The following is a 25,232-nucleotide window of genomic DNA, read 5'->3' as shown; positions in this document are numbered from 1 at the left end:
GGCCGGGCGCGCTATGCGCCGCGCAACCGAACCGTTCATGCAGGAAGCGTTCCATGGCCAAGCCGGTCGTCCTCGTCACCCGCAAGCTGCCCGATGATGTGGAGGCACGCCTGTCGTCCCTGTTCGACGCGCGGCTGAACAGCGCCGACACGCCATGGTTCCGCGACGGCGCCGAGATCGCGCGCCGCGCCTCCGAGGCTGGTGCCGCCGGCGTGCTCTGCGCCGCTGGCGACCCGATGAATGCGCAGACCATCGCCGCCCTGCCCGACAGCGTGAAGATCATCACGACCTTCAGCGTCGGCACCGACCACATCGCGCTGGATGCGGCGAAGGCGCGCGGCATCGCCGTGACCCACACGCCCGAGGTGCTGTCCTTCGCCACCGCCGAGACCGCCTTCACCCTGATGCTGATGGCCGCGCGCCGCGCCGGCGAGGGCGAGCGCATGGTTCGCGCCGGCAAGTGGGAAGGCTGGGCGCCGACGCAGCTCATGGGCGTGACCCTGCAGGGCAAGACTCTCGGCGTGCTGGGCTTCGGGCGCATCGGCCGCGAGCTGGCCGACATGGCACGTGGCATGCAGATGACCATCCACTACCACGACGTCCAGCGCGCCGCGCCGGAGCTGGAGAAGGGTGCGGTCTTCCACGCGAGCGAGGACACCTTCCTGCCGGCGATCGACGTGATCTCCATGCATGTCCCGGGCGGGGACGCGACCCGCAAGTGGCTGAATGCGACGCGGCTGGCGAAGATGAAGACGGGTGCCATCGTCATCAACACCGGCCGCGGGCCGTCGGTGGATGACGAAGCCCTGGTCGCCGCGCTCAAGTCCGGCCACATCCGCGCCGCCGGCCTCGACGTCTATACCGCCGAGCCCAAGGTCGATCCCGGCTACTTCGGCCTCGAGAACGTGGCCCTGCTGCCGCATCTCGGCTCCGCCACCATCGAGACGCGCGCCGCCATGGGCGAACGCTGCATCGTCAACCTCGAGGCCCTGCTGCTGAAGGGCACCAACCCGCCGCACCGCGCCGCCTGAAGGACCCGCACCCCATGCTGTTCGACTTCGACAAGATCCCGCACGACCAGGCCTACAAGCTTTGCGTCGCCTCGGTCGTGCCGCGCCCGGTCGCCTGGGTGGTCAGCCAGGACCGCGACGGCGTGGTGAACGCGGCCCCCTATTCCTTCTTCAACGTGTTCTCCGACAACCCGGTGGTGGTCGCGATCGGCTGCGCGGCGCGTAAGCCGGGTACGCCCAAGGACACGCTCGCGAACATCGAGGCGACCGGCCAGTTCGTGGTGAACCTGGTTTCCGCCGCGACGGTGGAGGCGATGAACATCACCGCCGTGGATTTCCCCCCCGGCGTCAGCGAGATCACGGAAGCCGGCCTCACCGCCGTGCCATCCGCGCGCGTGGCCGTGCCGCGCATCGCCGAGAGCCCGATCGCGCTGGAGTGCGAGATCTTCCAGTTCGTGCCCACGCGCGGCCACACCATCGTGCTCGGCCGCGTGCTGGCCATGGATATCCGCGACGACTGCGTGCTGGATGCCGCGAAGTACTATGTGGACACGCCGAAGCTCGACCTGGTGGGGCGCATGCATGGCCGCGGCTGGTATGCCCGCACCACCGACCGTATCGAGGTGCCTCGCATGTCCGAGGCCGAGTGGGCGGCAAAGAAGGCCACGCGCTAGCGCCGGCTCCGCGCGCAGTTTTCCCCGATCGGATGGTTCCAGCCGATCGGGATCTGCCCTGGACCCGGTCCGCGCAGGCGGAACCGCCCGGACCCGATGCGGCGTGCCGGGTCATCCGCCGGCAGGGCTGGACAGTCCCGCACGGCGCCGCCAGCCTGCGGCCAATGCGCCGCGCCGGGACGCGACGGCGCCACGAAGGGAATGTCCATGACCGCCTTCCGCCCTGGCCGCCGGGCCGCCCTGGCGCTCGCCGCCGCCCTGCCCCTGCCCGCCCTCGCCCAGGCCTTCCCCGATCGTCCGCTGCGCCTTGTCATTCCGTGGCCGCCGGGCGGCACCAACGACATCGTCGGCCGCCTGATCGCCGAGGGCATGGGCCAGCGCCTCGGCCAATCCGTGGTGATCGAGAACCGCGGCGGCGCCGGCGGCGCGCTGGGGGCCGAGGTGGTCGCGAAGGCCACGCCCGATGGCTACACGCTGCTGCTGGGCGGCTCTGGCAGCCTCACCATCAACCAGCTGGTCCGCCGCCGCCTGCCCTATGACCCCGCCACCGCCTTTGCGCCGATCGGCATGGTGGGCAGCGGGGCCAATGTCATCATCGTGCACCCGTCGGTGCAGGCCACCACCCTGCGCGAATTGCAGGCGGTGGCGAAGGCCGCCAACCCGCCGCTGAACTACGCATCCCCCGGCGTCGGCAGCACGGGCCATGCCGCCGGCGCGCTGATCACGCAGGTGCTGGGCGTCGAGATGGAGCACGTGCCCTATCGCGGCACCGGCCCCGCCATGAACGACGTGGTGGCCGGGCGCATCCAGGTCTTCACCAATGCGCTGGCCCCCATGCAGCCGCAGATCCAGGCCGGCACGGTGCGCGCGCTGGCCATCGCCGGCCCGCGCCGCAACGCCGCCATTCCGAATCTGCCGACCACCGGGGAGGCCGGCTTCCCCGACATCCAGGCCGCCACCTGGTACGCCATCCTGACCACCGGCGGCACGCCACCCGACCGCGTGCAGCGGCTGTTCGAGGCGCTGACCGGCGCCATCAACGACCCGGGCATCCGCGGCCGGCTCGAAGCCGGCGGCCTCGATGTCGAACCGAGCGAAAGCCCCGCCGCCTTCGCGCGCTTCGTGGCGGAGGACGCCGCGCGCTGGGCCCCCGTGGTGCAGCGCGCCGGGGTGAGCGTGGAATAGCGCGCGGGCCGCCACCGCGGTCAGTGCCGCCTGACGACCTGTTGAATCGGTGCTGACCTCCGCTCAGCCTTGCGGCCTTCGGCCGTTGCGGCAGGATGATCGCCAGGAAACGAGGAACACGTCCATGATCGAACGCCGCCAATGGGCCACGGCATGGCGCCGGCGCGCCGCATGAAGCGCCGCGCCGCCCTCGCTGTCGGCCTGCTGCCGCTGTCCGCACGCGCGCAGGGCAGCTGGCCCACGCGGCCCATCCGCCTGGTGGTGCCCTTCGCACCCGGCGGCACCACCGACGTGGTCGGACGCATCGTGGCCGAACGGCTGGGTGCACGGCTTGGCCAGCCGGTCGTGGTCGAGAACCGCGCCGGCGCGGGCGCCACGCTCGGAGCGCAACAGGTCGCGCGGGCGGAACCCGACGGCTATGCGCTGGTGGTGTCGTCCTCCACCTCGCATGGCGTCTCGCCGGCGCTCTATCCGAACATTCCCTACGATGCGCTGCGCGACTTCACGCATATCGCGATGATCGCGCGCAGCCCGTCGGTGCTTCTGGTCAATCCTTCCAGTCCCGTCCGAACGCTGGCCGACTTCGCCGCGGCCGCCCGCGCGGCGGGGGAAATCCGCTTCGCCGTGGCCGGCATCGGGACGTCGTCGCACCTCGCGGGCGTGCGGCTCGCCGGTGCGCTCGGCGTACGGACCGAGAGCATCCCGTATCGCGGCGCCGGCCCCGCGTTGACCGACCTGATCGGCGGCGTGGTGCCGGCCATGCTCGACAGCCTGCCCTCGGCCGGGCCGCATGTGCGCGCCGGTGCGCTGCGCGCGCTGGCCGTCAGCGGTGCCGAACGCGCCGGCGGCTTCCCGGACCTGCCGACGCTGCGCGAGGGCGGGCTCGATGTCGTCTCCTACGCCTGGTTCGGCATCTCCGGGCCCGCGGGCCTGCCAGCGCCGATCACGGACCGCCTGTCGCGCGAGATCCGCGCCGTACTGACCGACCCCGCGACGCGCGCGCGGCTGGAAGAACTGGGCGGCGCGCCGCCCGACACCACGCCCGAGAGCTACACCGCCTTCGTGCGCGACGAGCTTGCATCCTTCGCCCCGCTGGTGCGTGCCGCCGGCCTTCAACCGCAATAGGGAACGCCCCATGACCCGCACCGTCGGCCACCTGCTGGCTGAAAGCCTCGCCGCGCATGATGTCGATCTCATCTATTGCGTGCCGGGGGAATCCTATCTCGGCCTGACCGATGCGCTGACCGAGTTTCCCCAGATTCGCCTGGTGGTCTGCCGGCACGAGGGCGGCGCCGGATTCATGGCCGCCGCCGATGGGCGCATGCGCGATGGGCGCGCGGGCGTGGCGCTGGTCTCGCGCGGGCCGGGTGTCACGAACGCGATGATCTCGCTGCACACCGCCTATCACGACGCGACGCCGCTGGTGATCCTGATCGGCCATGTGGAGCGCAAGGATGTCGGCCGACTCGCGCTGCAGGAACAGAACTATTCCCGCCTGCTGTCGGACGTGACCAAGGCGGTTTTCGAGGTGATCCAGCCGATCCAGGCGAGCGAGGTGATCGCCCGCGCCTTCCACCTGGCGCAGACCGGCACGCCCGGCCCCGTCGCCGTCATCCTGCCCGAGGACATCTTCGACGAACCGGCGGAAGGCCCCGTGGTCGCGCCGCGCATCCAGCCCAAGCCCGGCCCGCGCGCCGAGGACCTCGACCAGCTGGCCGACATGATCGCGAACGCCGAGCGCCCGCTGGTGCTGGTGGGTGGCGCCATGGCGGCGTGCGGGGACCAGGGCCTGGCCGACCTCAAGCGCCTCGCGGAAGCCTGGTCGCTGCCGATCAGCCCGACGCATCGCCGCCCGCATCTGTTCGATGCCGACCACCCGAACTACGGCGGCTACATGGGCATCCGCGTGCCCAAGCCGCTGCTGGACGAGATGAAGAAATCCGACCTGATGATCTGCCTGGGCGAACGCCTGTCGGATTCCATCAGCCAGTCCTACACCTTCCCCGCCGCGCCCGACCCGCAACTGCCGCTGGTTCAGGTCTGGCCCGACGCCAACGAGATCGGCCGCGTGTGGCGCGTCGACCTGCCGATCGCCGCCGACCCGCATGCCGTGATCCGTGGCCTGCTGGCGCGCAATGCGCCGGAGGCCAGCGCGGGGCGCAAGGCCTGGGTGAAGGGGCTTAACACCATCCATCGTGGGCTGCTGGCGCCGGAATGGGATGCAACGCCCGACGGCGTGAACTTCGCCGCCGTCTGCGCCGCCATGGCGCGGCACATTCCGGCGGATGCGGCGGTGACGTCCGATGCCGGCAACTTCTCATCGTTCCTGCACCGCTACTTCCCGTTCAAGCAGACGCATATGTTCCTTGCCTCGAATGTGGGCGCGATGGGGGCGGCGGTGCCCATGGCAGTGGCAGCCGCCCTGCGCCGGCCGGGTAAGCGCGCGGTCGCCTTCGTGGGCGACGGCGGCATCCTGATGACCGGCAACGAAATCGCCACCGCCATGCGCGAGGGCGTCGCGCCGGTCATCATCCTGTCCGACAATTCCGGATACGGCACGATCGGGATGCACCATGAAGGGCGCTACCCGGGCCGCCCCTATGACCAGGCGACTAGCCTGGTGAATCCCGACTTCGTCGCCTGGGCCCGGGCTTTCGGCGCGGCTGGCCTGTCCATCACGGCCGAGGACCAGGTCGAAGCCGTGCTGGCGGAAGCCTTCGCCATCACCGACCGGCCGGTGGTGGTGCATGTGAAGTCCTCGGCGCTGCAGGCTTCGGCCTGGAAGAAGCGGACCATGCCCCTGCCGGCCTGAGGCCCGCGCGGCGCCCCCTGCCGGGCGCCGCCCCCTTTGCGCCGCAGCCTTTGCGTCGCCCTTGCGCGCGGAACGCGGGTTCCACATCGCGCCTTTGCGCCTGCCTCGTGGAGTCTGCGCGTCGGGGTCCTTCGCCCGTGCACTGCGGCACGGCGCTTGCTGCGCCTGCGGCAAGGGCAGGTCGACCGGGACGACCGGACCCCAGCAACCGCGCGCAGGCCGCGCAGGACATAGGGATTGGACACCTTGATGCTCAGGAAGATCGCCGCAGCCGCGCTCGGCATCGGATTGCTCGCCTCCCCGGCTGCCGCACAGGTGGAACTCGGCAGCGGGTTCAGCGCGACCGGCACCGTCATAGGCACCACCGACTACGTGTTCCGCAACATCAGCCAGACGCGCAGCCGCCCTGCCATACAGGGCTCGGTCGAGCTGTCGCACGAGATCGGCCTCTATGTCGGCGCCTTCGCCAGCAACGTCACCTTCCCGAACACCAATGCGCGCCAGGAAGTCGACGGGATCGTGGGCTACCGCCGCACGATCGACAGCTTCACCTTCGACATCAGCGGCGTCTACTATGGCTATCCGGGCTACACAGCGCAGCCGGGCCAGTACGAGATCGCCTTCGCCGAGGCGATCCTCAAGCTGAAATACGAACTCGACCCCGTGACCTTCGTGGGCACCGCGGCCTGGTCGCCCGACTATTTCGGGTCCTCCGGCAACAGCGTTTGGCTGGAAGCCGGCATCGACTGGAAGACGCCGGTGCTCGACGCCGTGCTGTCCGGTCGCATCGGCTACCAGTGGATCGACAACAACGCCCGCTTCGGCGCGCCGGACTACCTCGCCTACAGCATCTATCTCACGGTGCCGATCCGCTACGGCTTCTCGGTCGGCGGCGGCTTCTACGGCACCGACATCAGCCAGAGCCAGTGCGGCGGGTTGAAGGTCTGCGACAACCGGTTCATCGCCTTCGCGAGCTGGACGTTCTGAGATCAGGATAGCGCGCAGGCGCGATCCTGGGCCTTTCGGGCCCTCAGACGGCGGGCGGCGGGCATCCGCCCGCCGTTCCTTCGCGCGATGCACTGCTGCGCGGGGCGCTGCTGACCGTTTGGGCGCGGTCGCGCATTCGCGCTCCCGGATCGCGGCGTGCCGCGATCCGCTTTGCTGTTGATCCCTCCGATGGCAGTCGGGCTACGTCCGCAGCGCTGGCCGGCGCGCGGTGCGTCGGTGCGCCGGGGCCATCGTCGGGCTGGGCGGTCGCGCCTCGCCGTCCCGGATCGCGCCGTCGCACGATGCTCTCAGGCTGACGCTATTCGGCTGCGAGCCGCGCCGGGTCCAGCGTCACCTGCGGTATCGCATAGTCGCGCAGGTCCGCGTACAGCCGCGGCATATCCGCCTCGAACAGCCCGCGCGTGATGCCGGCCGCCAGGCGCGGCACGGCGATCGTCATGGCATTGATCGAACTCCCGGCCGGCCCGAAGGACAGGCTGGTGCCGATCCCGAACAGGTGAATGTCGCGGATCCATGGCGTTTCGCCCGGCCGCTTCTCGCTGAAGGCATAGTCGGGCGCCAGATATGGGAAGCACGACAGGCGTTCATTCGCCTCCTCCGCGGGCGGCGTGTAGCGGTCGCCCCAGGATGCGATGTTGTCCGCGCAGTCCGCCAGTTCCGGCACGCAAGCCGGGTCCATGCGTACGCCGGTGCCGCAGATCGCGTAATCCGCGGCGACTTCACCCCGCGCCGTCTCCAGCACCGCGCGCCCGCCTTCCGCGCGCGCCCCCGTCCAGGGCCGGCCGACATGCATCGTGAAATTCGGAAACGCCAGAACGCGCGTGTAGGTGTCCTGCGGGAAGCCCTCGCGCAGGCCCAGGATGTAGGACATGAAGCGCCAGCGCCATTCGTCCGGCATGTCGCCCATGTGGCGCAGGAAGCCCGCGAAGGTCAGCCAGCGATAGGGCTGGATGATCATGGGTTCCGCGCGGCGGCAAAACAGGTGGACCTCCGCGGCCCCAGCCTCGAGCGCGGTGGCCGCATTGTCGAAGGCCGAGGCCCCCGCGCCCAGCACCGCCACCACCTTGCCGCGCAGCGCGGCGAAGTCGATCTCCTCGCTGGCATGGGCGCGCAGGGCTTTCGGCAGCGCCTCGACGTAATCAGGCATCCACCACCCGCCAACACCTTCCTGCCCGGTGGCCATCACTACCTTGCGGGCCAGGATCGGCCCCTCGCTGGTCTCGACCGACAGGCAGGGCAGCCCGTCATCGGTGCGCGCGGGAGAAATGCGCCCAGCCGTCACGCCATTGCGCACCGGGATGCCGGTGACGCGGCGGAACCACAGCAGGTAGTCGTTCCACAGCTCCTTCGGGATCCAGCGGAGTGCCTCGAAATGCGCCGCGCCGAACTGCGCCTCGTGCCAGGCCTGGTAGGTCAGGGACGGGATCTTCAGGTCAGGCCCGGTCTGGTTCTTCCAGGACCGCAGCGTGTGCATCCGCGCATAGGTGACCCAGGGTCCCTCGCGCCCGTAATCGGCGCGATCCAGCACCAGGATATTGTCCACCTTGTCGCGCTTGAGTGCGAAGGCGACCGCAACGCCGCATTGCCCGCCGCCGATCACGAGGCAATCCAGCACCGGCGCGCCACCGCTGGTCTTGGGCTCCAGCCAGGGCGCGCGCGGATGGGCGGTCAGTTCCAGGTCGCGGAGGACATCCGCTTCAAGCTCGGCGAGGGTGCGGGGTGCGGGCATGCCCTCGAGGATAATGCCGCTTGCGCGCGCGGCAATGCGCTGCCGCAACGCCCGCGATGCAGGCAGCCTGCCGCGTCAGGCAGCAGGCGCGTCGATCAGGCTCACATGCGCCGCCACCACCCGCCAGCCTTCCGGAAAGCGCACCCAGGATTGCTGCTGCCGTCCCACCTTCGCACTGCCCTCGCGGCGGAAGGTGATCGACGCCGTGGCGAAATCCCGCCCGTAGGTGGTGATCGACCGGCGCAGGATGTCCCGCTGCAGCCCGACCGGCGACCGCGACGCACGGAAGGCCGCGATCTCTGCCGCGCCGAACAGGTTCTCGCCGGCGCCGAAGCGCACCGTGGTCGGGCTTTCCCAGAACAGCTCGTCCAGCACCGGCACGTCGTTGGACACCAGCGCGGCCTCGTAGCGGTCGAAGGCGGCCTCGACTTCGGCCTTCACCTCGGGAATGTCGATCTGCATGGGTCAGGCTCCGAAGGGGGCGACGGGGGCGCGGGCGATGCCCTCGCGTTCCAGCACGCGGGCCACGCGCAGGGCCAGGTCCTCGCGCCAGGCGGGTGCGATCACCTGCACCGCCAGCGGCAGCGCGGCACCCGGCGGCCAGATGGGCACCGCCACCACCGGCAGGCCGATGAAGGAAATCGGCTGCGTGTGCACCCCGATATTCGCGCGCAGCGGCAGCTCCACGCCCTCCAGCGTGACAGTCTGCGTGCCGAGTTTCGGCGCAGACATCGGCGTGGCGGGGGCGAGCAACACGTCGTGGTCGCGGAACACCTCGGCGGCGCGTGCGGCGAACCAACGCCGGAAGCGCTGCGCCGAGAGCACCCAGGCGGCCGGCAGCAGCGCGCCCGCAATCAGCCGGTCGCGCACCGCCGGGTCGAATTCCGCGGCGCGCGATCGCAGCCGCGGCAGGTGCAGTTCGGCCGCCTCCGCCATGGTGATCAGGAAGGCCGCACCACGGGCGCCCTCGGCCTCCGGCAACACCGCCTCGCGCTGCACGCGCAACGCGGTGCAGACGAGGTCCATCGCCGCGTGGCTTTCGGGCAGCAGGTTGCGCGCGAACCAGCCGCCGAGCCGGGCGATGCGCAGCCCGCCAATGCCGGCCTCGAAACCTTGCCCGATCGGCTCCGCCGCACGCCGCGTGCAGGCAGGGTCAGCTGCATCCGGCCCAGCCAGCGCATCATGCACCGCCGTCAGGTCGCGCACCGACCGCGCCAGCGGCCCGACATGGTCGAAGGCCGCGACGAAGGGGAACGCCCCCGCCCGCGACACACGCCCATAGGTCGGCTTCAGCCCGAAGGTGCCGCAGAAGGACGACGGCACGCGGATCGACCCGTTGGTGTCCGACCCCAACGCGACCGTGGCCAGCCCGCCCGCCACCGCGCCGCCCGACCCGCCCGACGACCCGCCCGTCATGCGCGTCGTGTCGTGCGGGTTGCGGGACGGCCCGTCATGCGCGTTCTCGCCCGTGAAGTCATAGGCGTATTCGCCCATGTTCAGCCCGCCGAGCAGCAGCCCACCGGCGGCTTCCAGCCGCGCCACGGCGGTGGCATCGGCATCGGCGGGCGGGTGGTCGCGGTTGATGCGCGACCCCGCCCGCGTCACCACGCCGGCGATGTCGAACAGGTTCTTGGCGGCGACCGGCGCGCCGGCCAGCGGCGGCAGCGCGTGGCCATGCGCACGTGCCGCATCCAGCGCGGCGGCGCGGGCGAGTGCGCGGTCCGCCGTGACATCGGTGAAGGCATTCAGCACGCCGTTGCGCGCGGCGATGCGCGCGAGTGCGGCCTGCGCGATCTCGGTGGCGCTGGCGTCACCGCCGCGGAAGGCGGCCGCGATGCCGGTGGCGTCGCGGTCGAGCAGGCTGTCCACGCTCATCGGCCGGGCTCGAAGATCGGGGCGGGTTCGACCTCGTCGGGCAGCGGGAAGGATTTCAGCGCCTCGGCGATGGTGCCGGCGATGCGCAGGTTGGCGGCGATGGCGACGCGCCACGCCGGGTCGACCGGGATGCCCGTGGCGGGCAGCAGGGCGGCGATGATCGCCTCGGGGTCGGCTTCGGGCATGGGGTCAGGCTCCGGCAGGCCGCGGGGCGTGCAGTCGCCGCGCGTGTTGGTGGCAGAACGGGGCGCCGCGGCGGGCGGCGGCGGTACCGCCCCCGGCCCAAGCAAGCGGTGCGCCGTGGCTGTTCCGGCCGGCGACCCCCGGGCTGGCCCTTTCCGTCCGGGCTGACCTCAGCCCGCCGTGATGTTCGCCGTGCGCGCGATCTGCCGCCAGCTCTCGGTCTCGCGCGCCACGCGGTCGGTCAACGCGGCGGCGGTGCTGGGCGCCACCAGCGCGCCGGCGTCGAAGGCGCGCTGGCGCACGCCCGGGTCGGCCAGCACCTCCTGCAGCTTGTCGGACAGCAGCGCCACCTGCGCCGCCGGCACGCCGCGCGGCGCGAACACTGCGAACCACACGTTCAGCCCGGTATCGGGCAGCCCCTGCTCGGCAGCGGAGGGAATGTCCGGCAGCCCCGGATGGCGTTCGTTGGAGCTCACGCACAGCGCGCGCAGCTGCCCGTCGCGCACCAGCGGCGTGAGCGGCGGGGGCGAATTCATGTAGAACTGGATGCGCCCAGCGATCAGGTCGCGGATCGTCTCCCCGGTGCCACGATAGGGCACGTGCACCAGGTCGATCCCCACGCGATGCTTCAGGTATTCCGTGCCCATGTGGTGCATCGACCCGATGCCGGCCGAGGCATAGTTCATCGCACCCGGCCGCTGCTTCGCCAGCGCGATGAATTCCTGCAGCGTGTTGGCCGGCACGCTGGGGTGCGTGACGAACAGCTGCGGCGTGTCGGTGATGACGCCGACCGCCTGGAAGTCGCGGATCGGCTGAATCTCGCCGATGCCGCCGATCGCAGGGCGCGCGGTCATGGTGGCGCAGTAGCCGCACAGCAGCGTGGTGGCATCGGCCGGCGCGCGCAGCACCGACATGAGCCCGACCACGTCGTTACCGCCGGGGCGGTTCTCGACCACCATGGTGGCGCCCAGCGCGCGGCCGAGGGGCTCCGCCACCAGGCGCGCGGAGAAGTCGGTGCCGCCGCCGGCCGGCGAGGGCACCACCAGCGTGATCGTGCGCCCGGCCAGGCTGCCCTGCGCCCAGGCGATCGCCGGCGTCGCAAGCGTCGCTGCACCCAGCAGGGCGCGGCGCGATGTGCGGATGGTCATTCTTGGTTCCTCCCTGGGCTTCGTCAGGACGCGTCGGGGAAGGGCTTCGGGTCAGGCACCGGCACCTCCCCCACGTTCAGAATGAAGGACAGCAGCGTGTAGTAGCCGAGCACCGCCAGCAGCTCGACCAGCCGTGCCTCGCCGAGCGCATCGCGCGCCGCGGCGAATTGTGCATCGTCGAGCCGGCCATGCTCGAGCACCAAGCGTGCGGTCTGCCACACCAGCTGCTGCGCCGGGTCGGCGAAACGCGGGTCCTCGCCCTGGCGGAGCCGGTCCAATGCGCTGACATCGACGCCGGCCTTCACCGCGATGGGGTGATGCGCGAACCATTCGTATTGCGCGGCCCAGCGCCGCGAGACGGTCAGGATCGCGATCTCCCGCAGCCCGTCATCCAGCAGGCCGGAAAAGCGCAGCGCCGCGCCGAGCCGCTGCGCCGCATCCCCCACCGCGGGCGCACGCAGCAGCACGTTGAAGGGCCCCGTCACGCCGCCGCGCGGGCCGGAGGCGATGGCGTCGAACACCGCGCGCTGCGCGTCGTCCAGCTGCTCGCGCGGGATGGGTGGAAAGCGATTGCTCATGCGGCCCCCGGCATCATGGCGCTCATGCCGCCATCGACGATGATCTCAGTGCCCGTGATGTAGTGCGCCTCGTCCGAGGCGAGGAACAGCACGGCGTGCGCCACGTCCCAGCCGGTCCCCATCTTGCCCATGGGCACCTGCGCGTCGCGCTTGGCGATCAGCGTGGCGGCGTCGTTGGCACCCAACTGCCGAAGCAGCCGGTTCTCCACGAGCGGCGTGTGCATCAGGCCGGGGATGACGGTGTTGCAGCGCACGCCATGCCTGGCCTGGTCCATCGCGACCGACTTCGACAGCCCGATCACGCCCATCTTGGACGCCGAGTACGCGATATGCGGCCGGTCGCCGCTCATGCGCAGCGCGGCGATCGAGGCGATGTTCACGATCGCCGCCGTCTTATGCGCGCGCAGATGCGGCAGCGCGTGCTTGCAGCCCAGGAAGGCGCTGCGCAGGTTGATGTCGAATTGCCGGTCCCAGACCTCCTCGGTCATGGATTCCGCGCTGCCGGGATGCGACCCGCCGACATTGTTCACCAGGATATCGAGCCGCCCGAAGGCAGCGACCGCGGCCTCGATGGCCGCCTTCACGTCCTCGCTGCGGGTCGCGTCGGCGGTGTGGGCGATGGCGCGCCCACCCTCCGCAGTGATGAGGCCGACCGTCTCGGCTACCGCCTCCGGGTTGTTGTCGATGCAGAACACCGCGGCACCCTGGCGGGCCAGCAGCACCGCCGTCGCCTTGCCATTGCCCCAGCCCGGCCCCACCGAGCCCGCGCCGGTCACGATGGCACCCTTGCCTGTCAGATCGAGCACGCTTCCTCCACCACCTTGCTTGCCGTCCGGATTACGCGCCTTCGCCCGGCTTGGCGACCCTGCCGGGGCCTGCTCAGCCCGGCGCGCAGCAATGCTGCCTTGATTTGGCCCGCCGCGTGCTGTTCCTGGCGGTGTCGCGTGCCCACCGCCCGCCCGGAACGCTCCATGACCGACGCCCCCGCGCTGTCCATCGTCGTGCCCGCCTATAACGAGCAGGAGGTCCTGCCCGAATTCCATCGCCGCCTGGCCGGCGCGCTGGAGGGGATCGGCATCGCCTGGGAGGTCGTCTATGTGAATGACGGCTCGCGCGACACGACGCTGGACGTGATGCTCGGCCTGCAGCGCGACGACCCGCGCGCCGCCGTGGTCAACCTCTCGCGCAACTTCGGCAAGGAGATCGCGCTGACCGCCGGCCTCGACCACGCGCGCGGCACCGAGGCGATCGTGGTCATCGATGCCGACCTGCAGGACCCGCCCGAGGTCATCCCCGCCCTGGTCGCCGCCTGGCGCGAGGGCTTCGACGTGGTCTACGCCCAGCGCAACACGCGCGAGGGCGAGACCTGGGTGAAGAAGGCGACCGCCGCCGGCTTCTACCGCGTGATGCAGCGCCTGGGCGGGAAGGTGAAGCTGCCACCCGACACCGGCGATTTCCGCCTGATGAGCCGCCGCGCGACCGACGCGCTGCTGAAGCTGCGCGAACAGCACCGCTTCATGAAGGGGCTGTTCGCCTGGATCGGCTTCCCGTCCAAGGCGGTGCGCTACGACCGCGCCCCGCGCGCCGCCGGCGAGACCAAGTGGAACTACTGGAAGCTGTGGAACTTCTCGCTGGAGGGCATCACCTCCTTCACCGTCGCACCGCTCAAGGTCGCGACCTATTTCGGCTTCGGCATCGCGGTGCTGGCGTCCTGCTACCTGGTGTTCATCGTCACGGGCACGCTGTTCCGCGGCAACCCGGTCGCGGGCTATCCGTCGCTGCTGGCGGTCACGCTGTTCCTGGGCGGGGTGCAGATGATGATGCTGGGGATCATCGGCGAATACCTCGGGCGCATCTTCAACGAGACCAAGCAGCGCCCGCTCTATTTCACCGAACGCTACAGCCCGAGCCGCATTTCCGCCGGCGCCGTCGAGACCCTGCGCCGGTCCGCCTGAGTCACCGCGGCCCGCAGACCAACAACTCGCCGAGCGGCGCGCAGCGCGACGCGGCGTCCGGCATGGTGGCCATCGCGGCCTCGCGCGCGCCGGGCAGGATGATGCGCAATTCGCCGGGTGCGAGCGGCGTCGCCAGCACCGCCGCATCCGTGCAGGCCGGCCGCGCGCCGCGCCAGCGCGCGACGTACATGGTGTTGGCCGGCACGGGCCGCTCCGCCGCGAGCGTCAGCACCTGCAACTGCCGCACATGGTCGCCGAAGGGGTCGCGCGGCGGCACGCAGGGCCAGGAGGGCAGCACCGTCACGCTCTCCGCCTGCGCCAGCAACCCGCGCAGCGCCGGCGCATCGACCACCCAGGCCGGGCGCTGGTCCGCCCAGGCCGCGAGTGCGGCACGATTCGGCGCGGCATCGGCGAATTGCACCAGGCCCATCGCCAGCACCGACAGCGACCCGATATGCGGCGCGCGCGCCAGCAGCGCCGCCGTGCCGATCAGCAGCGCGCAGCCCACCGGCCAGAAGAACCGACCCGAGGCGCGGAACTGCTCGAGAAACCCCGGCGCCGGGCCGAGGTCGAGCAGGATCGCCTCCCCCGCCCCCACCCGGAACGACACCGCGAGCACCGTCAGCCCCGCCAGCGCAAGCACCAGGCCCGCATGGCGGCGCAGCGCCGCGCCGGTCGCGCGCGGCCGCGTGGCCAGCACAGCCGCGATCGCCACCAGCAGGCCAAGGCCGAGCCAGTTGTAGCCTTCCCACCCGCCATGACCGGTCGCGTCGATCTCCTGCGGCGCGAGCGCGCCCAGCACCCAGGACCGATAGGGCCAGAACGGCGAGGCCAGGTTCAGCGCGAATTGCCCGAAGCCGCCATCGCCCTGCGCGCCGACATAGCCGAAGGCGAGCATCACGCCGGCCACCAGCACCACCGCCACCGCCACGCCGATGCCCGCGCCGACCCAGCGCGAATCGCCGCGCAGCAGCAGCGTCAGCGGCGTAGCGGCCAATAGCGCGAGCGCCATCGCCGCCAGGTAGGGGTGGATCAGCAGCGTCGCGACCATCGCAGCCGCCGCCCCTGCCCACAGCGCGACCGACGGCGCCCGCACCAAGCGCAGGTAGAATCCCAGCGCGACGAAGATCGTGAACTGCCCGGTCAGCGCCGCATGGCCGTAGCGGTTGATGAAGGCCGGCATCGAGACCGCCGCCAGCGCCACGCCGATGGCGGGCAGCAGGCGCGTCTCGCCCGCCGCGCGCAGGCACCACACGGCAGCGACCGGCTGCGCCACCCAGGCGATCGCGTACCACAGGCCGATGCCGTGGAAGCCATCCGGCAGCACGCCGCGCAGCGCCTTGAGCAGCATCGCCTGCAGCGGGATGCCATCGGAGAAGGCGATGTTCAGCCCCTCCGGCGGGATCAGGTTGCGCGCCACCAGTGGCGGCCAGCGCCAGGCGTCGCCCAGGAAGTATCGCTGCGCGATGGCGTGCTGCGCGGCATCGCCCTGCGGCGCCCAGCCCATCCCCGCCCGCGGCACCAGGACGTCGATCGGAAAAAGTGCTGTGACCATCGCGAGGCCGATGGCCAGCGCGACGACATAGGACAGGGCCGCGGCCAGCCGGAAAGACAGGGTGCGCACTCCGCAACGGACCCGGCGCGTCTAGATGACGCGAGGCATCGCAGGCAAGTTCAGCCGACATGAAGGGCTTGGCCCGGTGTCCTGCGGCACGGTGTGAATCAGCACGCCCGGCGATGGCGTGAATCCCTCCCGCTGCGATCCGGATGCGGAATGCTGCGCCGCCACAATCCCGCCGCAAGCCGGTCCCACATCCGCCCGCGCCGACGACCATCTTGCCGTTACCCGAGGATCGGGTCCGCCCCCGGCCGCCACGCGGCGAGGGCGCTCCAGGTCCGGAGGGACACCCTTTGGCCGCCGCCGGCCCCCACCGGCGCGGTACACCCAGAAGGCCCGCTTCGCTCATGTCCAGCGTTCCGGTTGGTCCTCTCCCCCCGCAGGATGCGCCTTCGCGCGCCATCGCAAGCCTGTCCGGCTTCCTCGGTTCGGCCGATCGCGCCGCGGCGCGCCTGCCGATGGCCAAGCGGCTGGTCGACATCGCGATCGCCGGGACGGCGCTGCTGCTGGCATCGCCCTTTTTCCTCGTGGTCGCGCTCCTGGTGCGCGCCGATGGTGGGCCTGCCTTCTACGCGCATCCGCGCGTGGGCCGCGCCGGGCGCATCTTCGGCTGCCTCAAGTTCCGTTCCATGGTGATCGACAGCCAGGCGCGGCTCGACGCACTGCTCGCCATCGACCCCGCGGCGCGCGCGGAGTGGGAGACCACCCGCAAGCTGAAGTACGACCCGCGCATCACCCGCATCGGCCGGTTCCTGCGCGCCACCTCGCTCGACGAACTGCCGCAGCTGATCAACGTGCTGCGTGGCGAGATGAGCATCGTTGGCCCGCGCCCGGTCACGCAGGCCGAACTCGACCGATACTACGGCGCAGCGGCGGCGCATTACGTGACGGTGCGCCCCGGCATCACCGGCCTGTGGCAGGTGAGCGGCCGCAGCGAGACGACCTACGACCAGCGCGTCGCTCTCGACGTCGCCTATGTCTCGCAGCCCTCGATGCTGGCGGATGTGCGCATCCTTCTGAAGACGCCGGTCGCCGTCCTCTCGCGGCGCGGCGCGCATTGAATGCGGGCTGCCGCGGCAGCCAGAATCCAATCGATGTTTGCATGATCCTCAGACGGCGGGCGGCGGGCATCCGCCCGCCTTGCCTTCGCGCCACGCACTGGTGCGCTAGGGCGACTGACTGTCTCGGCGCGGCCGCGCGTTGCGCTCTCGGATCGCGCCGTCGCGCGATCCGCTGGGTGGCGTAAGGGGCACGGGAAGCGCGAGCCGACATAGCCGCCGTGTGCAGCCGATTCCGCGCCAGGTGCCACGCCGTCGCTCTAGACTGTCATTCCCCATGATCCCTCCGGCGCTCCGAATCGGACCCACCCCATGACAGCGACGGCGCCCGACGGCGCGCAGGAACGGACCGGCGGGCGCAGGCTGGTCTCGGGCGTGCTCTGGAACGCGCTCGGGCGGGGCATCCCGTTGCTGCTCGCGCTCGCGCTGACACCGGTGCTGGTCCACCTGATGGGAACGGATCGCTGGGGGCTGTTCACCCTCGCTCTCGCGCTGGTGGGGATCTTCGGCGTCTTCGACCTCGGCCTCGGCATGGCATTGACGCGCGCGGTGTCGGAGCGGATTGGCGAAGGCCGCGGAGCCGAGGCCCCCGCGCTGGTGGGCGCGACGCTGTGGTCGCTGCTGGGCGTGTCCATCCTGATGGCGGCGCTGGCCTGGTGGTTCATGCCGGTGCTGATCGGGCGCGTGCTGCTGGTGCCCCCGGCGCTGGAAGCGGAAGCCCTTGCCGCCTTTCGCGTGCTGGCCGCGGCCGCGCCGCTGGTGGTGATCAATGCCGCGCTGTGGGGGGTGCTGGCGGCCTGGCAGCGCTTCCGCGCGGCGAACCTGGTGAACATGCCGGTCAGCGTCTTCTACTACCTGGGCCCGGTTTTCGCGCTGCTGGCCTTCGACAGCCTCGTGGCGGTGATGGTGGCCCTTGTGCTGGTGCGGCTGGTCAGCGGCCTCGCCTATGCCGCGCTCGCCTGGCGCGACGTGCCGGGGCTGGGGCTGGCGCGCCCGGGCTTCGGGCTGCTGCGGCCGCTGCTGCGCCAGGGCGGGTGGATGTCCCTGTCCGGGGCGCTGACGCAGGTGCTGCTGTATGCCGACCGCTTCCTGGTCGGCGCGCTGATCGGGCTGACGGCGGTCGCGTTCTATGCGACACCGCTCGACCTCGTCATGCGCATGTGGATCCTGCCCGTGGCGGTGGCGCAGACGCTGCTGCCGGCCATCGCCTCCTCCTTCCGTTCGGCCCCCGAACGCACCGCGCTGCTGATGCGCCGCGGCACGCTGATCGTGGCCGCCTTGGTGCTGCCGGCCTGCCTAGTTCTGGTGGCTCTGGCGGAGTGGCTGCTCTGGCTGTGGCTGGGCAACGACTTCGCGCAGGGCGGCGGGATGGTGCTGCGCATCCTGGGTGTCGGGATCTTCTTCTCCTGCCTGGCCTTCGTGCCCGGCACGCTGCTGGATGCGATCGGCCGCCCCGAGGTCGTCGCGACTTTCTCCCTGGTGCAGGCGGCGGTGTTCCTGCCGCTCGGCGCGCTACTGCTGGTGCTGATGGGGATCGAGGGTGCGGCGATCGCCTGGGCGGCGCGCGCGGCAACCGACTGCGCCGGGCGCTTCCTGCTGGCGGCGCGCTTCTACCCGCCGGCGCGCGAGGCCGGGCGCGCGCTGCTGCCGCTGCTCGGCGCAGCGGGGATCGGCCTGGCGGCGATGGTGCCGCTGGGACTTGGCACAGCCATCGTGGTCGGCGCGCTGACATTCGGCGCGGTCGTCGCACTCGGCTGGCGCATCGCGCCCGCCGAGGACCGCAGCGCCCTGCTGCGCCGCGCGGGGTTCGCATGACGGGCATCGCCATCAATGGCCGCTTCCTGACGCAGGGCATGACCGGCGTACAGCGCTTCGCCACCGAGATCACCGCGGCCGCCGATGAACTGGCCGCGCGCGGCGCATGGCCCGCCGCGCGCGTGTTGCACCCGCCGGGGGCGCGCGATGCCGGGCTGCGCGCACTGCGCGCCGAGCCGGCCGGCACGCGCAGCGGCCAGGCCTGGGAACAGCTGGACCTGCCGCGCGCGCTGCGGGGCGACGTACTGATGAACCTCGGCAATACCGCGCCGATCCTCGCCGGCGCGCGCCAGGCGGTGGTGATCCACGATGCCGGCGCCTTCGACACGCCGGAGAGCTATTCCTTCGCCTTCCGCAGCTGGTACCGGCTGCTGCAACGCCTGCTCGCGCGGCGCGGGGCGCGCATCCTGACCGTGTCGCACTTCTCGCGCGGGCGCATCGCGGCGGCGTTGCGCATCGATCCGGCGTCCATCGCCGTGCTGCCGGAAGGCGGCGAGCACATCCTGCGCATTCCCGCCGACGGTGCGGTGCTCGGCCGGCACAGGCTGGAGCCCGCGCGCTACGCGCTGGTGGTCGGCAACCCTGCCGCGCACAAGAACCTCGCGGCGCTGACCGCGGCGGCCGATGTGCTGGGCCAGCACGGGCTGACGCTGGCGGTGGCCGGCGCCGCCGACCCCGCGGTGTTCCGCGCCGGGGGCGGCGTGGCGGCCGGGGCCGCGCGCGTGCTCGGGCGGGTGTCCGATTCCGAACTGCGCGCGCTGTACGAGAACGCTCTGTGCCTGGTGTTTCCCTCCCGCTACGAAGGCTTCGGGCTGCCGCCGCTGGAAGCCATGACCTGTGGCTGCGCCGTTGTCGCCGCCCATGCCGGCGCGGTGCCGGAAGTCTGCGGCGAGGCCGCGCTGTATTTCGACCCGGCGCAGCCCGCGACACTGGCCGAGGCACTGGACCGCCTCATCACCGAGGACGGCCTGCGCGACGGCTTGCGCGACGCCGGCCGCGCACGCGCCACCCGCTTCACCTGGGAAGGCGCCGCGCGCGAGCTGCTCGCGCACGTGACGGAGATTCGCGCATGAAGGTCGCCATCGTCCATGAATGGCTGGACTCCTTCGCCGGATCGGAGCGCGTGGTGGAGCAGCTGCTCGCCGAATGGCCCGAGGCCGATCTGCATGTTCTGGTCGACTTCATGCCCGAGGCCGAGCGCGGATGGTTGGGCGGCCGCACGGTGCGCACCAGCTTCCTCCAGCGCCTGCCCTTCGCGCGGAAGCACTTCCGCAAGTATCTCGGCCTGATGCCGATCGCGGTCGAGCAGTTCGACCTGTCCGGCTACGACCTGGTGCTGTCGTCGTCGCACGCCGTGGCGAAGGGCGTGATCACCGGGCCAGGGCAGCTGCATGTCAGCTACGTGCACAGCCCCATGCGCTATGCCTGGGACCTGCAGCACCAGTACCTGCGGGAATCCGGCATGGAGCGCGGGCTGAAAGGCCTTTACGCGCGCCGCCTGCTGCACCGGCTGCGGCAATGGGACCGCAGTTCCGCCGCCAGCCCCGACCTGGTCGTGGCCAATTCCACCTTCATCGCCGAGCGCATCGCCAAAGCCTGGCGGCGCGACAGCATCGTGGTGCACCCGCCGGTCGACGTGGAGCGCTTCGCGCTGCAGGAGACGAAGGGCGATCACTACCTCACTGCCTCCCGCATGGTGCCCTACAAGCGCATCGAGGTGATCACCGCCGCCTTCGCGCGCATGCCCGGACGCCGCCTGGTGATCGTGGGCGACGGCACCAACGAGGCGCGTGTGCGCGAGGCCGCGGCCGGCGCGCCCAACATCGAGTTTCGCGGACGCGTCGCGACGGCGGAGCTCGTCTCGCTCACGCAATCCGCGCGCGCCTGCGTCTTCGCCGCGGAGGAGGATTTCGGCATCGCGACGGTCGAGGCCCTGGCCTGCGGCACACCCGTCATCGCGTATGGCCGCGGCGGCGCGCGGGACATCGTGACGGATGACACCGGCCTGTTCTTCGACGCCCAGACGCCCGAGGCGATCATCGCCGCGGTCGATCGCTTCGAAACACTGTCCATCAGCCCCGCCGCCTGCCGCGCGCAGGCCGAGCGCTTCTCCCGCGCCGCCTTCCGCGCCGCCATGCGCCGCGTGGTCGAGGACGCGCGGCCATGAGGTTCTCGCTGGTGGTCGCAACGCTCGGGCGCGATGCGGAGGTGGGTGAGTTGCTGGACAGCCTGTTGGCGCAGAGGCGGTCCGATGTCGAAGTCATTATCGTCGACCAGAACGAGGACGACCGGCTCGGCGCGATCGAGGCCGCCCATGCGCCGCGCATCGCACTGCGCCGCCTGCGTTCGGCGGTCCGCAGCGCGAACCACGCGCGCAACCTCGGACTGCGCCACGCACGCGGCGAGATCGTCAGCTTCCCGGACGATGACTGCCTCTATCCGCCAGGCGTGCTGGATCGCGTCGATGCCGCCTTCGCCGATGCGTCGCTCGGCGTGCTGACCGGCCCCGCGGCCTCGCCGTCCGGCGGACTTGGCTCCGGGCGCTGGCGGGCCGAGAGCGGCGCGATCGACCTCGCCACCGTCTGGACCAGCGTGATCGAGTTCAACATCTTCCTCCGCCGCGAGGCCGCGCTCGCCCTCGGCGGGTTCGACGAGGGCATGGGCCCAGGCAGCCCCTTCGGGTCGGCCGAGGGCAACGACCTGGTCTGCCGCGCCATGGCGCGCGGCCTGCACGCGCACTACGACCATGGGCTGCGCATCATCCATCCCGACAAGCGGCTGTCGGATGTCGCGGTGGAGCGGGCGGAACGCTACGGGCGCGGCCTCGGCTTCGCGCTGCGGCGCAATGGCGCGCCCCTGTCCACGCGATGGACCTTCCTGGTGCGGCCACTCGGCGGCGTGGCGGCAAGCCTGCTGCGCGGGCGGATGCACGAGGCCGGCTACTACTGGATGACCTTCCGCGGCCGGCTCGCCGGCATGCTGGCCCCGGCGGCGCGCCGCCCGCCGGCGGTTGCACCGCTGACGGAAGCGGCGTGATGCGCATCGCGATCGGCATCGCCACACGCGGGCGCCCCTTGATCCTTGCCGGCGTGCTGGCCGACCTCCGGCGCCAGACCCGCGCGCCGGACCGCATCATCGTCTGCCACGTCACGCCGGACGACGTCATGGGCTGCGAAGGCGCCGAGTTCATCACCGCCCCCGCCGGCCTGCCGAAGCAGCGCAACGCCATAATGGATGCCGCGACGGATTGCGACGTGGTGCTGTTCCTCGACGATGACTTCCTCTGCGCGCCGGACTACCTGCGCGTGCTGGAAGCCGCCTTCGCCGCGCGCCCGGACATGGTGGTCGCGACCGGCACCGTGGTGGCGGATGGCGCGAACGGGCCGGGCTATTCCCTGGCGGAAGGTGCGGCGCTGCTCGCCGCCGACGTGCCGCCCGCCGATGCCATGGCCATGGCGCCGCACTTCAACGGCTATGGCTGCAACATGGCCTTCCGCATGGATGTGGTGCGCGCGGAGAACATCCGCGTCGACGAACGCCTGCCGCTCTATGCCTGGTACGAGGACATCGACGTCACGCGCGTGCTGGGCCGACACGGCACGATCCTGCGCCTGGCCGGCGCGCGCGGCGTTCATCTCGGGTCGAAGTCCGGACGCGTGACGCAGGTCAGGCTCGGCTATTCGCAGGTGGTCAACCCGGTCTACCTGGCGCGCAAGGGGACCTTCCCCTGGAGCCACGCCATACCCTCGGCGGCCCGGCATTGCCTCGCGAACCTTGTACGGTCGCTGAAGCCCGAACCCTGGGCCGATCGTCGCGGCCGTTTGCGCGGCAACATGCTGGGGCTGTGGGACCTGCTGCGCGGGCGTGCCGCGCCGGAACGAATCCTCGACCTCTGACGCCCCCCTTCCGCCCCGGCCCGCTTCGCGCGACCATGTGGGCAAGCCAAGGCAGGAGGAAGCACCAGATGACACTCGAACCGGGCCGCGCGCGGCCGGAACCCACGCCCGAGACCAAGCATTTCTGGGACGGCACGCGCGACGGCAAGCTGCTGCTGCAGCGCTGCGGCGATACCGGGAAGGCCTATTTCCCGCCGCGCCCCTTCAGCCCCTATACCGGCACACGCAACGTCGAAGTGTTCGAGGCCTCGGGCCGCGGCACGCTGCATTCCTACGTCATCCACCATCGCCCGGTGCCAGGCTTCAAGCCACCCTACGCCATCGCGGTTGTGGAGCTGGAAGAAGGCCCGCGCATGATGACCAACATCGTCGATTGCCCGCAGACACCCGAGGCGCTTGTGCTCGACATGCCGCTCGAGGTGGCCTTCACCAAGATGGACGACGACATCACCCTGCCCCTGTTCCGTCCCGCGAAGGGGTCCTGAGCCATGACCATCAAGCCAGGCGAGATCGCCATCGTCGGCGCGGCGGAGACAACGAAGCTCGGCGCCATTCCAGACATGGCGCAGATCATGCTGCATGCGGATGCCGCGCTGAACGCGATGGCCGATGCGGGGCTGAAGCCGTCGGACATCGATGGCGTAGCCTGCGTGGGTCCGATGATGCCGCAGCAGATCGCCCACTACCTCGGCATCACGCCGCGCTGGGTGGATGGCACGGGCGTGGGGGGCTGCTCCTTCATGCTGCACGTCCGCCACGCGGCGGCGGCCATCCATGCGGGCTATGCCAAGACCATCCTCATCACGCATGGCGAGAGCGGCAAGTCGCGCGTCAACGCAACCCCGCGCCCGCCCGAGCCGCAGTCGCTGAACGGCCAGTTCGAAGCGCCCTTCGGCCCGATGGGACCGCCCACGCTGTTTCCCATCCCCGTGCTGCGCTACATGAAGAAGTACGGCGTCACGCACGAACAGATGGCGATGGTCGCCGTCGTGCAGCGCGAATGGGCGGCGAAGAATCCGCGCGCCGCCTTCAAGGACCCGATCACCGTTGCCGACGTGCTGAACAGCAAGATGATCGCCTACCCGTTCCGGCTGCTGCAGTGCTGCCTGGTGACGGATGGCGGTGGCGCGCTGATCCTGACGTCCTCCGACCGCGCCAAGGATTTCCCGACCAAGCCCTGCTACATCCTGGGCAGCGGTGAATCCGTCGAGACCACCATGGTCAGCCAGATGGAGGACTTCACCAGTTCGCGCGCCTTCCGCGTGGCGGGGCCCGAGGCCTTCCGCATGGCCGGCATCAAGCACAGCGATGTCGACCACCTGATGATCTACGACGCCTTCGCGCACCTGCCGATGTACGGTCTGGAAGACCTCGGCTTCGTCGGGCGTGGCGAGGCGAAGGACTTCATCTGGGAAGGCAACACGCGCCCCGGCGCGAAGCTGCCGCTCAACACCAACGGCGGCGGTCTGTCCTACACGCACACCGGCATGTACGGCATGTTCGCCCTGCAGGAGAGCGTGCGCCAGGTGCGCGGCACCGCACCCGCGCAGGTGCCGGATGTGACGATCAGCGTCGCACACGGCGTGGGCGGGATGTTCTCCGCCTCGGGCACCGTGGTGCTGTCGAACCAGCGGCCCTGAGCCGCGTCTCCGGCGCTGCGGAGCCAACCGCGGCGCCGGCATGAACCAAACGGGAGGAAGACCATGACCATCACGCGCCGCAGCCTGATTGCAGCGTCGAGCGCAATGCTTGCCGCGCCCGCCATCGCGCAGGCCGGTTTTCCCAGCCGCCCCATCCGCCTGATCGTGCCCTGGCCGCCCGGCGGGTCCACCGATGGGCAGCTGCGCGCGCTGGCGGAAGTCGCGACGCGTCATCTCGGCCAGCAGGTGGTGATCGAGAACCGCGGCGGTGCCTCGGGCACGCTCGGCGCGCAGATGATGGCGGCCGAGGCGCGCGGCGACGGCTACATGGTCGGGCAATTGCCGATCACCGCCTTCCGCTTCCCGATGATGACATCGCGTCCCACCTGGGACCCGATGCGGGACTTCACCTACATCATCCACCTGACGGGCTACCTGTTCGGCGTGGTGGTGAAGGCCGACAGCCCCTGGCAGACCTGGCAGCAGTTCCTGGACTACGCGAAGGCCAACCCGGGCAAGGTCGCCTATGGTTCGCCCGGTGTGGGCAGCACGCTGCACATCACCATGGAACGCATCGCCGCCGAGCGTGGCATCGAGTTCCTGCACGTGCCCTTCCGTGGCGGTTCGGACAACGCGGCGTCGCTGCTGTCCGGTGGCACGCAGGCGATGGCGGACAGCACGTCGTGGGGGCCGCTGGTGGATGGCGGGCAGTTCCGCCTGCTGGTCACCTGGGGCGCCGAGCGCGCCAAGCGCTACCCCAATGTGCCGACGCTGCGCGAGAGCGGCTTCGACATCGTCTCCGCCTCGCCCTACGGCCTGGCCGGGCCGAAGGGCATGGACCCGGGCGTGGTGCGCGTGCTGCACGATGCCTTCAAGGCCGCGCTGAACGACCCCGCGCACCTGGCGGTGCTGGAACGCTTCGACATGCCGGTCATCTACATGAACAGTGACGACTACCGTGCATCGGTCCAGCGCATCATTGTCGAGGAAGGCGCCGTGATCCGTCGCCTCAACCTCACCATCAACTAGAGCCGCCTCGCGCCGCTTG

General features: G+C 71.0%; 24 protein-coding genes. 16 read left to right on the top strand and 8 right to left on the bottom strand.

Annotated features, from left to right (window positions below; all coding sequences use genetic code 11):
• Positions 1 to 53 precede the first annotated feature (53 nt).
• The 6 genes from MWM08_RS08680 (at position 54) to MWM08_RS08655 (ending at position 6,668) form a co-directional block, all read left to right on the top strand.
• Entirely contained in the window at positions 54 to 1,031 is a 978-nt protein-coding gene (locus tag MWM08_RS08680) for a 2-hydroxyacid dehydrogenase (RefSeq protein ID WP_244459049.1), read from the top strand.
• Positions 1,032 to 1,045: 14 nt separating this feature from the next.
• On the top strand, positions 1,046 to 1,684 hold the full coding sequence (locus tag MWM08_RS08675) for a flavin reductase family protein (RefSeq protein ID WP_244459048.1): 639 nt from the start codon (positions 1,046 to 1,048) through the stop codon (positions 1,682 to 1,684).
• A 207-nt stretch (positions 1,685 to 1,891) separates the two neighbouring features.
• Positions 1,892 to 2,869 carry a Bug family tripartite tricarboxylate transporter substrate binding protein gene (locus MWM08_RS08670; protein ID WP_244459047.1) on the top strand — a complete coding sequence of 326 codons (978 nt, stop codon included), beginning with the start codon at positions 1,892 to 1,894 and terminating at the stop codon, positions 2,867 to 2,869.
• A 171-nt stretch (positions 2,870 to 3,040) separates the two neighbouring features.
• Positions 3,041 to 3,994, top strand: a complete 954-nt coding sequence (locus MWM08_RS08665; protein ID WP_244459046.1) for a Bug family tripartite tricarboxylate transporter substrate binding protein — start codon at positions 3,041 to 3,043, stop codon at positions 3,992 to 3,994.
• Between the two features lie 10 nt (positions 3,995 to 4,004).
• Positions 4,005 to 5,681: a thiamine pyrophosphate-dependent enzyme gene (locus MWM08_RS08660; protein WP_244459045.1), complete on the top strand. Its 1,677-nt coding sequence runs from the start codon at positions 4,005 to 4,007 to the stop codon at positions 5,679 to 5,681.
• 249 nt (positions 5,682 to 5,930) lie between these two features.
• Positions 5,931 to 6,668, top strand: coding sequence for a TorF family putative porin (locus MWM08_RS08655; protein ID WP_244459044.1), 738 nt, complete (start codon positions 5,931 to 5,933; stop codon positions 6,666 to 6,668).
• Between the two features lie 319 nt (positions 6,669 to 6,987).
• Here MWM08_RS08655 and MWM08_RS08650 read toward each other — a convergent pair whose 3' ends face one another.
• The 7 genes from MWM08_RS08650 to MWM08_RS08620 form a co-directional block, all read right to left on the bottom strand.
• Positions 6,988 to 8,418 (bottom strand): flavin-containing monooxygenase, encoded by a 1,431-nt coding sequence (locus MWM08_RS08650; RefSeq protein ID WP_244459043.1) that lies wholly within the window; start codon positions 8,416 to 8,418, stop codon positions 6,988 to 6,990.
• A gap of 75 nt (positions 8,419 to 8,493) precedes the next feature.
• On the bottom strand, positions 8,494 to 8,880 hold the full coding sequence (gene hpxZ, locus MWM08_RS08645) for an oxalurate catabolism protein HpxZ (RefSeq protein ID WP_244459042.1): 387 nt from the start codon (positions 8,878 to 8,880) through the stop codon (positions 8,494 to 8,496).
• Between the two features lie 3 nt (positions 8,881 to 8,883).
• Positions 8,884 to 10,293, bottom strand: a complete 1,410-nt coding sequence (locus tag MWM08_RS08640; RefSeq protein WP_244459041.1) for an AtzE family amidohydrolase — start codon at positions 10,291 to 10,293, stop codon at positions 8,884 to 8,886.
• Entirely contained in the window at positions 10,290 to 10,478 is a 189-nt protein-coding gene (locus MWM08_RS08635) for a DUF4089 domain-containing protein (protein ID WP_244459040.1), read from the bottom strand. The genes MWM08_RS08640 and MWM08_RS08635 overlap by 4 nt, the downstream gene beginning before the upstream one ends.
• Positions 10,479 to 10,646: 168 nt before the next feature.
• A complete protein-coding gene (locus tag MWM08_RS08630; RefSeq protein ID WP_244459039.1) occupies positions 10,647 to 11,624 on the bottom strand; it encodes a Bug family tripartite tricarboxylate transporter substrate binding protein in 978 nt (325 codons plus the stop codon).
• Between the two features lie 23 nt (positions 11,625 to 11,647).
• Positions 11,648 to 12,202, bottom strand: coding sequence for a carboxymuconolactone decarboxylase family protein (locus MWM08_RS08625; RefSeq protein WP_244459038.1), 555 nt, complete (start codon positions 12,200 to 12,202; stop codon positions 11,648 to 11,650).
• Positions 12,199 to 13,008 (bottom strand): SDR family NAD(P)-dependent oxidoreductase, encoded by an 810-nt coding sequence (locus MWM08_RS08620; RefSeq protein WP_244459037.1) that lies wholly within the window; start codon positions 13,006 to 13,008, stop codon positions 12,199 to 12,201. The genes MWM08_RS08625 and MWM08_RS08620 overlap by 4 nt, the downstream gene beginning before the upstream one ends.
• Before the next feature lie 165 nt (positions 13,009 to 13,173).
• Between MWM08_RS08620 and MWM08_RS08615 the strand changes: the two genes are divergently transcribed.
• On the top strand, positions 13,174 to 14,157 hold the full coding sequence (locus tag MWM08_RS08615) for a glycosyltransferase family 2 protein (protein ID WP_244459036.1): 984 nt from the start codon (positions 13,174 to 13,176) through the stop codon (positions 14,155 to 14,157).
• Position 14,158: 1 nt separating this feature from the next.
• Here the strand turns inward: MWM08_RS08615 and MWM08_RS08610 are convergent, their stop codons facing one another.
• Positions 14,159 to 15,781 (bottom strand): DUF6311 domain-containing protein, encoded by a 1,623-nt coding sequence (locus tag MWM08_RS08610; protein ID WP_244459035.1) that lies wholly within the window; start codon positions 15,779 to 15,781, stop codon positions 14,159 to 14,161.
• 341 nt (positions 15,782 to 16,122) lie between these two features.
• Between MWM08_RS08610 and MWM08_RS08605 the strand changes: the two genes are divergently transcribed.
• From MWM08_RS08605 to MWM08_RS08565, 9 genes are all read left to right on the top strand, one after another.
• Positions 16,123 to 16,836 (top strand): sugar transferase, encoded by a 714-nt coding sequence (locus MWM08_RS08605; protein ID WP_244459034.1) that lies wholly within the window; start codon positions 16,123 to 16,125, stop codon positions 16,834 to 16,836.
• A 309-nt stretch (positions 16,837 to 17,145) separates the two neighbouring features.
• Positions 17,146 to 18,648 (top strand): flippase, encoded by a 1,503-nt coding sequence (locus MWM08_RS08600; RefSeq protein ID WP_244459033.1) that lies wholly within the window; start codon positions 17,146 to 17,148, stop codon positions 18,646 to 18,648.
• Complete coding sequence (locus tag MWM08_RS08595) at positions 18,645 to 19,721, top strand: glycosyltransferase family 4 protein (protein ID WP_244459032.1); 1,077 nt, start codon at positions 18,645 to 18,647, stop codon at positions 19,719 to 19,721. The genes MWM08_RS08600 and MWM08_RS08595 overlap by 4 nt, the downstream gene beginning before the upstream one ends.
• Complete coding sequence (locus MWM08_RS08590; protein ID WP_244459031.1) at positions 19,718 to 20,815, top strand: glycosyltransferase; 1,098 nt, start codon at positions 19,718 to 19,720, stop codon at positions 20,813 to 20,815. The genes MWM08_RS08595 and MWM08_RS08590 overlap by 4 nt, the downstream gene beginning before the upstream one ends.
• Positions 20,812 to 21,684, top strand: coding sequence for a glycosyltransferase family 2 protein (locus MWM08_RS08585; RefSeq protein ID WP_244459030.1), 873 nt, complete (start codon positions 20,812 to 20,814; stop codon positions 21,682 to 21,684). The genes MWM08_RS08590 and MWM08_RS08585 overlap by 4 nt, the downstream gene beginning before the upstream one ends.
• Positions 21,684 to 22,544: a glycosyltransferase family 2 protein gene (locus MWM08_RS08580; protein ID WP_244459029.1), complete on the top strand. Its 861-nt coding sequence runs from the start codon at positions 21,684 to 21,686 to the stop codon at positions 22,542 to 22,544. Before MWM08_RS08585 ends, MWM08_RS08580 begins: the two co-directional genes overlap by 1 nt.
• A 68-nt stretch (positions 22,545 to 22,612) precedes the next feature.
• Complete coding sequence (locus MWM08_RS08575) at positions 22,613 to 23,029, top strand: Zn-ribbon domain-containing OB-fold protein (RefSeq protein WP_244459028.1); 417 nt, start codon at positions 22,613 to 22,615, stop codon at positions 23,027 to 23,029.
• A 3-nt stretch (positions 23,030 to 23,032) separates the two neighbouring features.
• Positions 23,033 to 24,184: a thiolase C-terminal domain-containing protein gene (locus MWM08_RS08570; protein ID WP_244459027.1), complete on the top strand. Its 1,152-nt coding sequence runs from the start codon at positions 23,033 to 23,035 to the stop codon at positions 24,182 to 24,184.
• A gap of 63 nt (positions 24,185 to 24,247) precedes the next feature.
• Positions 24,248 to 25,213, top strand: a complete 966-nt coding sequence (locus MWM08_RS08565; protein WP_244459026.1) for a Bug family tripartite tricarboxylate transporter substrate binding protein — start codon at positions 24,248 to 24,250, stop codon at positions 25,211 to 25,213.
• Positions 25,214 to 25,232: the final 19 nt, after the last annotated feature.

The sequence above is a fragment of the Roseomonas fluvialis genome, from assembly GCF_022846615.1.
GTDB classification, from domain to species: domain Bacteria; phylum Pseudomonadota; class Alphaproteobacteria; order Acetobacterales; family Acetobacteraceae; genus Neoroseomonas; species Neoroseomonas fluvialis.
The sequence above is the reverse complement of the archived record's forward strand: the minus strand, read 5'-3'. Positions and strand labels throughout refer to the sequence as shown.

Bases quoted from the DNA above. Each gene is read 5' to 3' on its own strand.
- MWM08_RS08580 (WP_244459029.1), top strand. From the start codon at position 21,684: ATGCGCATCGCGATCGGCATCGCCACACGCGGGCGCCCCTTGATCCTT.
- MWM08_RS08605 (WP_244459034.1), top strand. From the start codon at position 16,123: ATGTCCAGCGTTCCGGTTGGTCCTCTCCCCCCGCAGGATGCGCCTTCG.
- MWM08_RS08635 (WP_244459040.1), bottom strand. From the start codon at position 10,478: ATGCCCGAAGCCGACCCCGAGGCGATCATCGCCGCCCTGCTGCCCGCC.
- MWM08_RS08660 (WP_244459045.1), top strand. From the start codon at position 4,005: ATGACCCGCACCGTCGGCCACCTGCTGGCTGAAAGCCTCGCCGCGCAT.
- MWM08_RS08670 (WP_244459047.1), top strand. From the start codon at position 1,892: ATGACCGCCTTCCGCCCTGGCCGCCGGGCCGCCCTGGCGCTCGCCGCC.
- MWM08_RS08595 (WP_244459032.1), top strand. From the start codon at position 18,645: ATGACGGGCATCGCCATCAATGGCCGCTTCCTGACGCAGGGCATGACC.
- MWM08_RS08625 (WP_244459038.1), bottom strand. From the start codon at position 12,202: ATGAGCAATCGCTTTCCACCCATCCCGCGCGAGCAGCTGGACGACGCG.
- hpxZ (WP_244459042.1), bottom strand. From the start codon at position 8,880: ATGCAGATCGACATTCCCGAGGTGAAGGCCGAAGTCGAGGCCGCCTTC.
- MWM08_RS08675 (WP_244459048.1), top strand. From the start codon at position 1,046: ATGCTGTTCGACTTCGACAAGATCCCGCACGACCAGGCCTACAAGCTT.
- MWM08_RS08650 (WP_244459043.1), bottom strand. From the start codon at position 8,418: ATGCCCGCACCCCGCACCCTCGCCGAGCTTGAAGCGGATGTCCTCCGC.
- MWM08_RS08680 (WP_244459049.1), top strand. From the start codon at position 54: ATGGCCAAGCCGGTCGTCCTCGTCACCCGCAAGCTGCCCGATGATGTG.
- MWM08_RS08570 (WP_244459027.1), top strand. From the start codon at position 23,033: ATGACCATCAAGCCAGGCGAGATCGCCATCGTCGGCGCGGCGGAGACA.
- MWM08_RS08565 (WP_244459026.1), top strand. From the start codon at position 24,248: ATGACCATCACGCGCCGCAGCCTGATTGCAGCGTCGAGCGCAATGCTT.
- MWM08_RS08630 (WP_244459039.1), bottom strand. From the start codon at position 11,624: ATGACCATCCGCACATCGCGCCGCGCCCTGCTGGGTGCAGCGACGCTT.
- MWM08_RS08600 (WP_244459033.1), top strand. From the start codon at position 17,146: ATGACAGCGACGGCGCCCGACGGCGCGCAGGAACGGACCGGCGGGCGC.
- MWM08_RS08615 (WP_244459036.1), top strand. From the start codon at position 13,174: ATGACCGACGCCCCCGCGCTGTCCATCGTCGTGCCCGCCTATAACGAG.
- MWM08_RS08640 (WP_244459041.1), bottom strand. From the start codon at position 10,293: ATGAGCGTGGACAGCCTGCTCGACCGCGACGCCACCGGCATCGCGGCC.
- MWM08_RS08665 (WP_244459046.1), top strand. From the start codon at position 3,041: ATGAAGCGCCGCGCCGCCCTCGCTGTCGGCCTGCTGCCGCTGTCCGCA.
- MWM08_RS08590 (WP_244459031.1), top strand. From the start codon at position 19,718: ATGAAGGTCGCCATCGTCCATGAATGGCTGGACTCCTTCGCCGGATCG.
- MWM08_RS08575 (WP_244459028.1), top strand. From the start codon at position 22,613: ATGACACTCGAACCGGGCCGCGCGCGGCCGGAACCCACGCCCGAGACC.
- MWM08_RS08585 (WP_244459030.1), top strand. From the start codon at position 20,812: ATGAGGTTCTCGCTGGTGGTCGCAACGCTCGGGCGCGATGCGGAGGTG.
- MWM08_RS08655 (WP_244459044.1), top strand. From the start codon at position 5,931: ATGCTCAGGAAGATCGCCGCAGCCGCGCTCGGCATCGGATTGCTCGCC.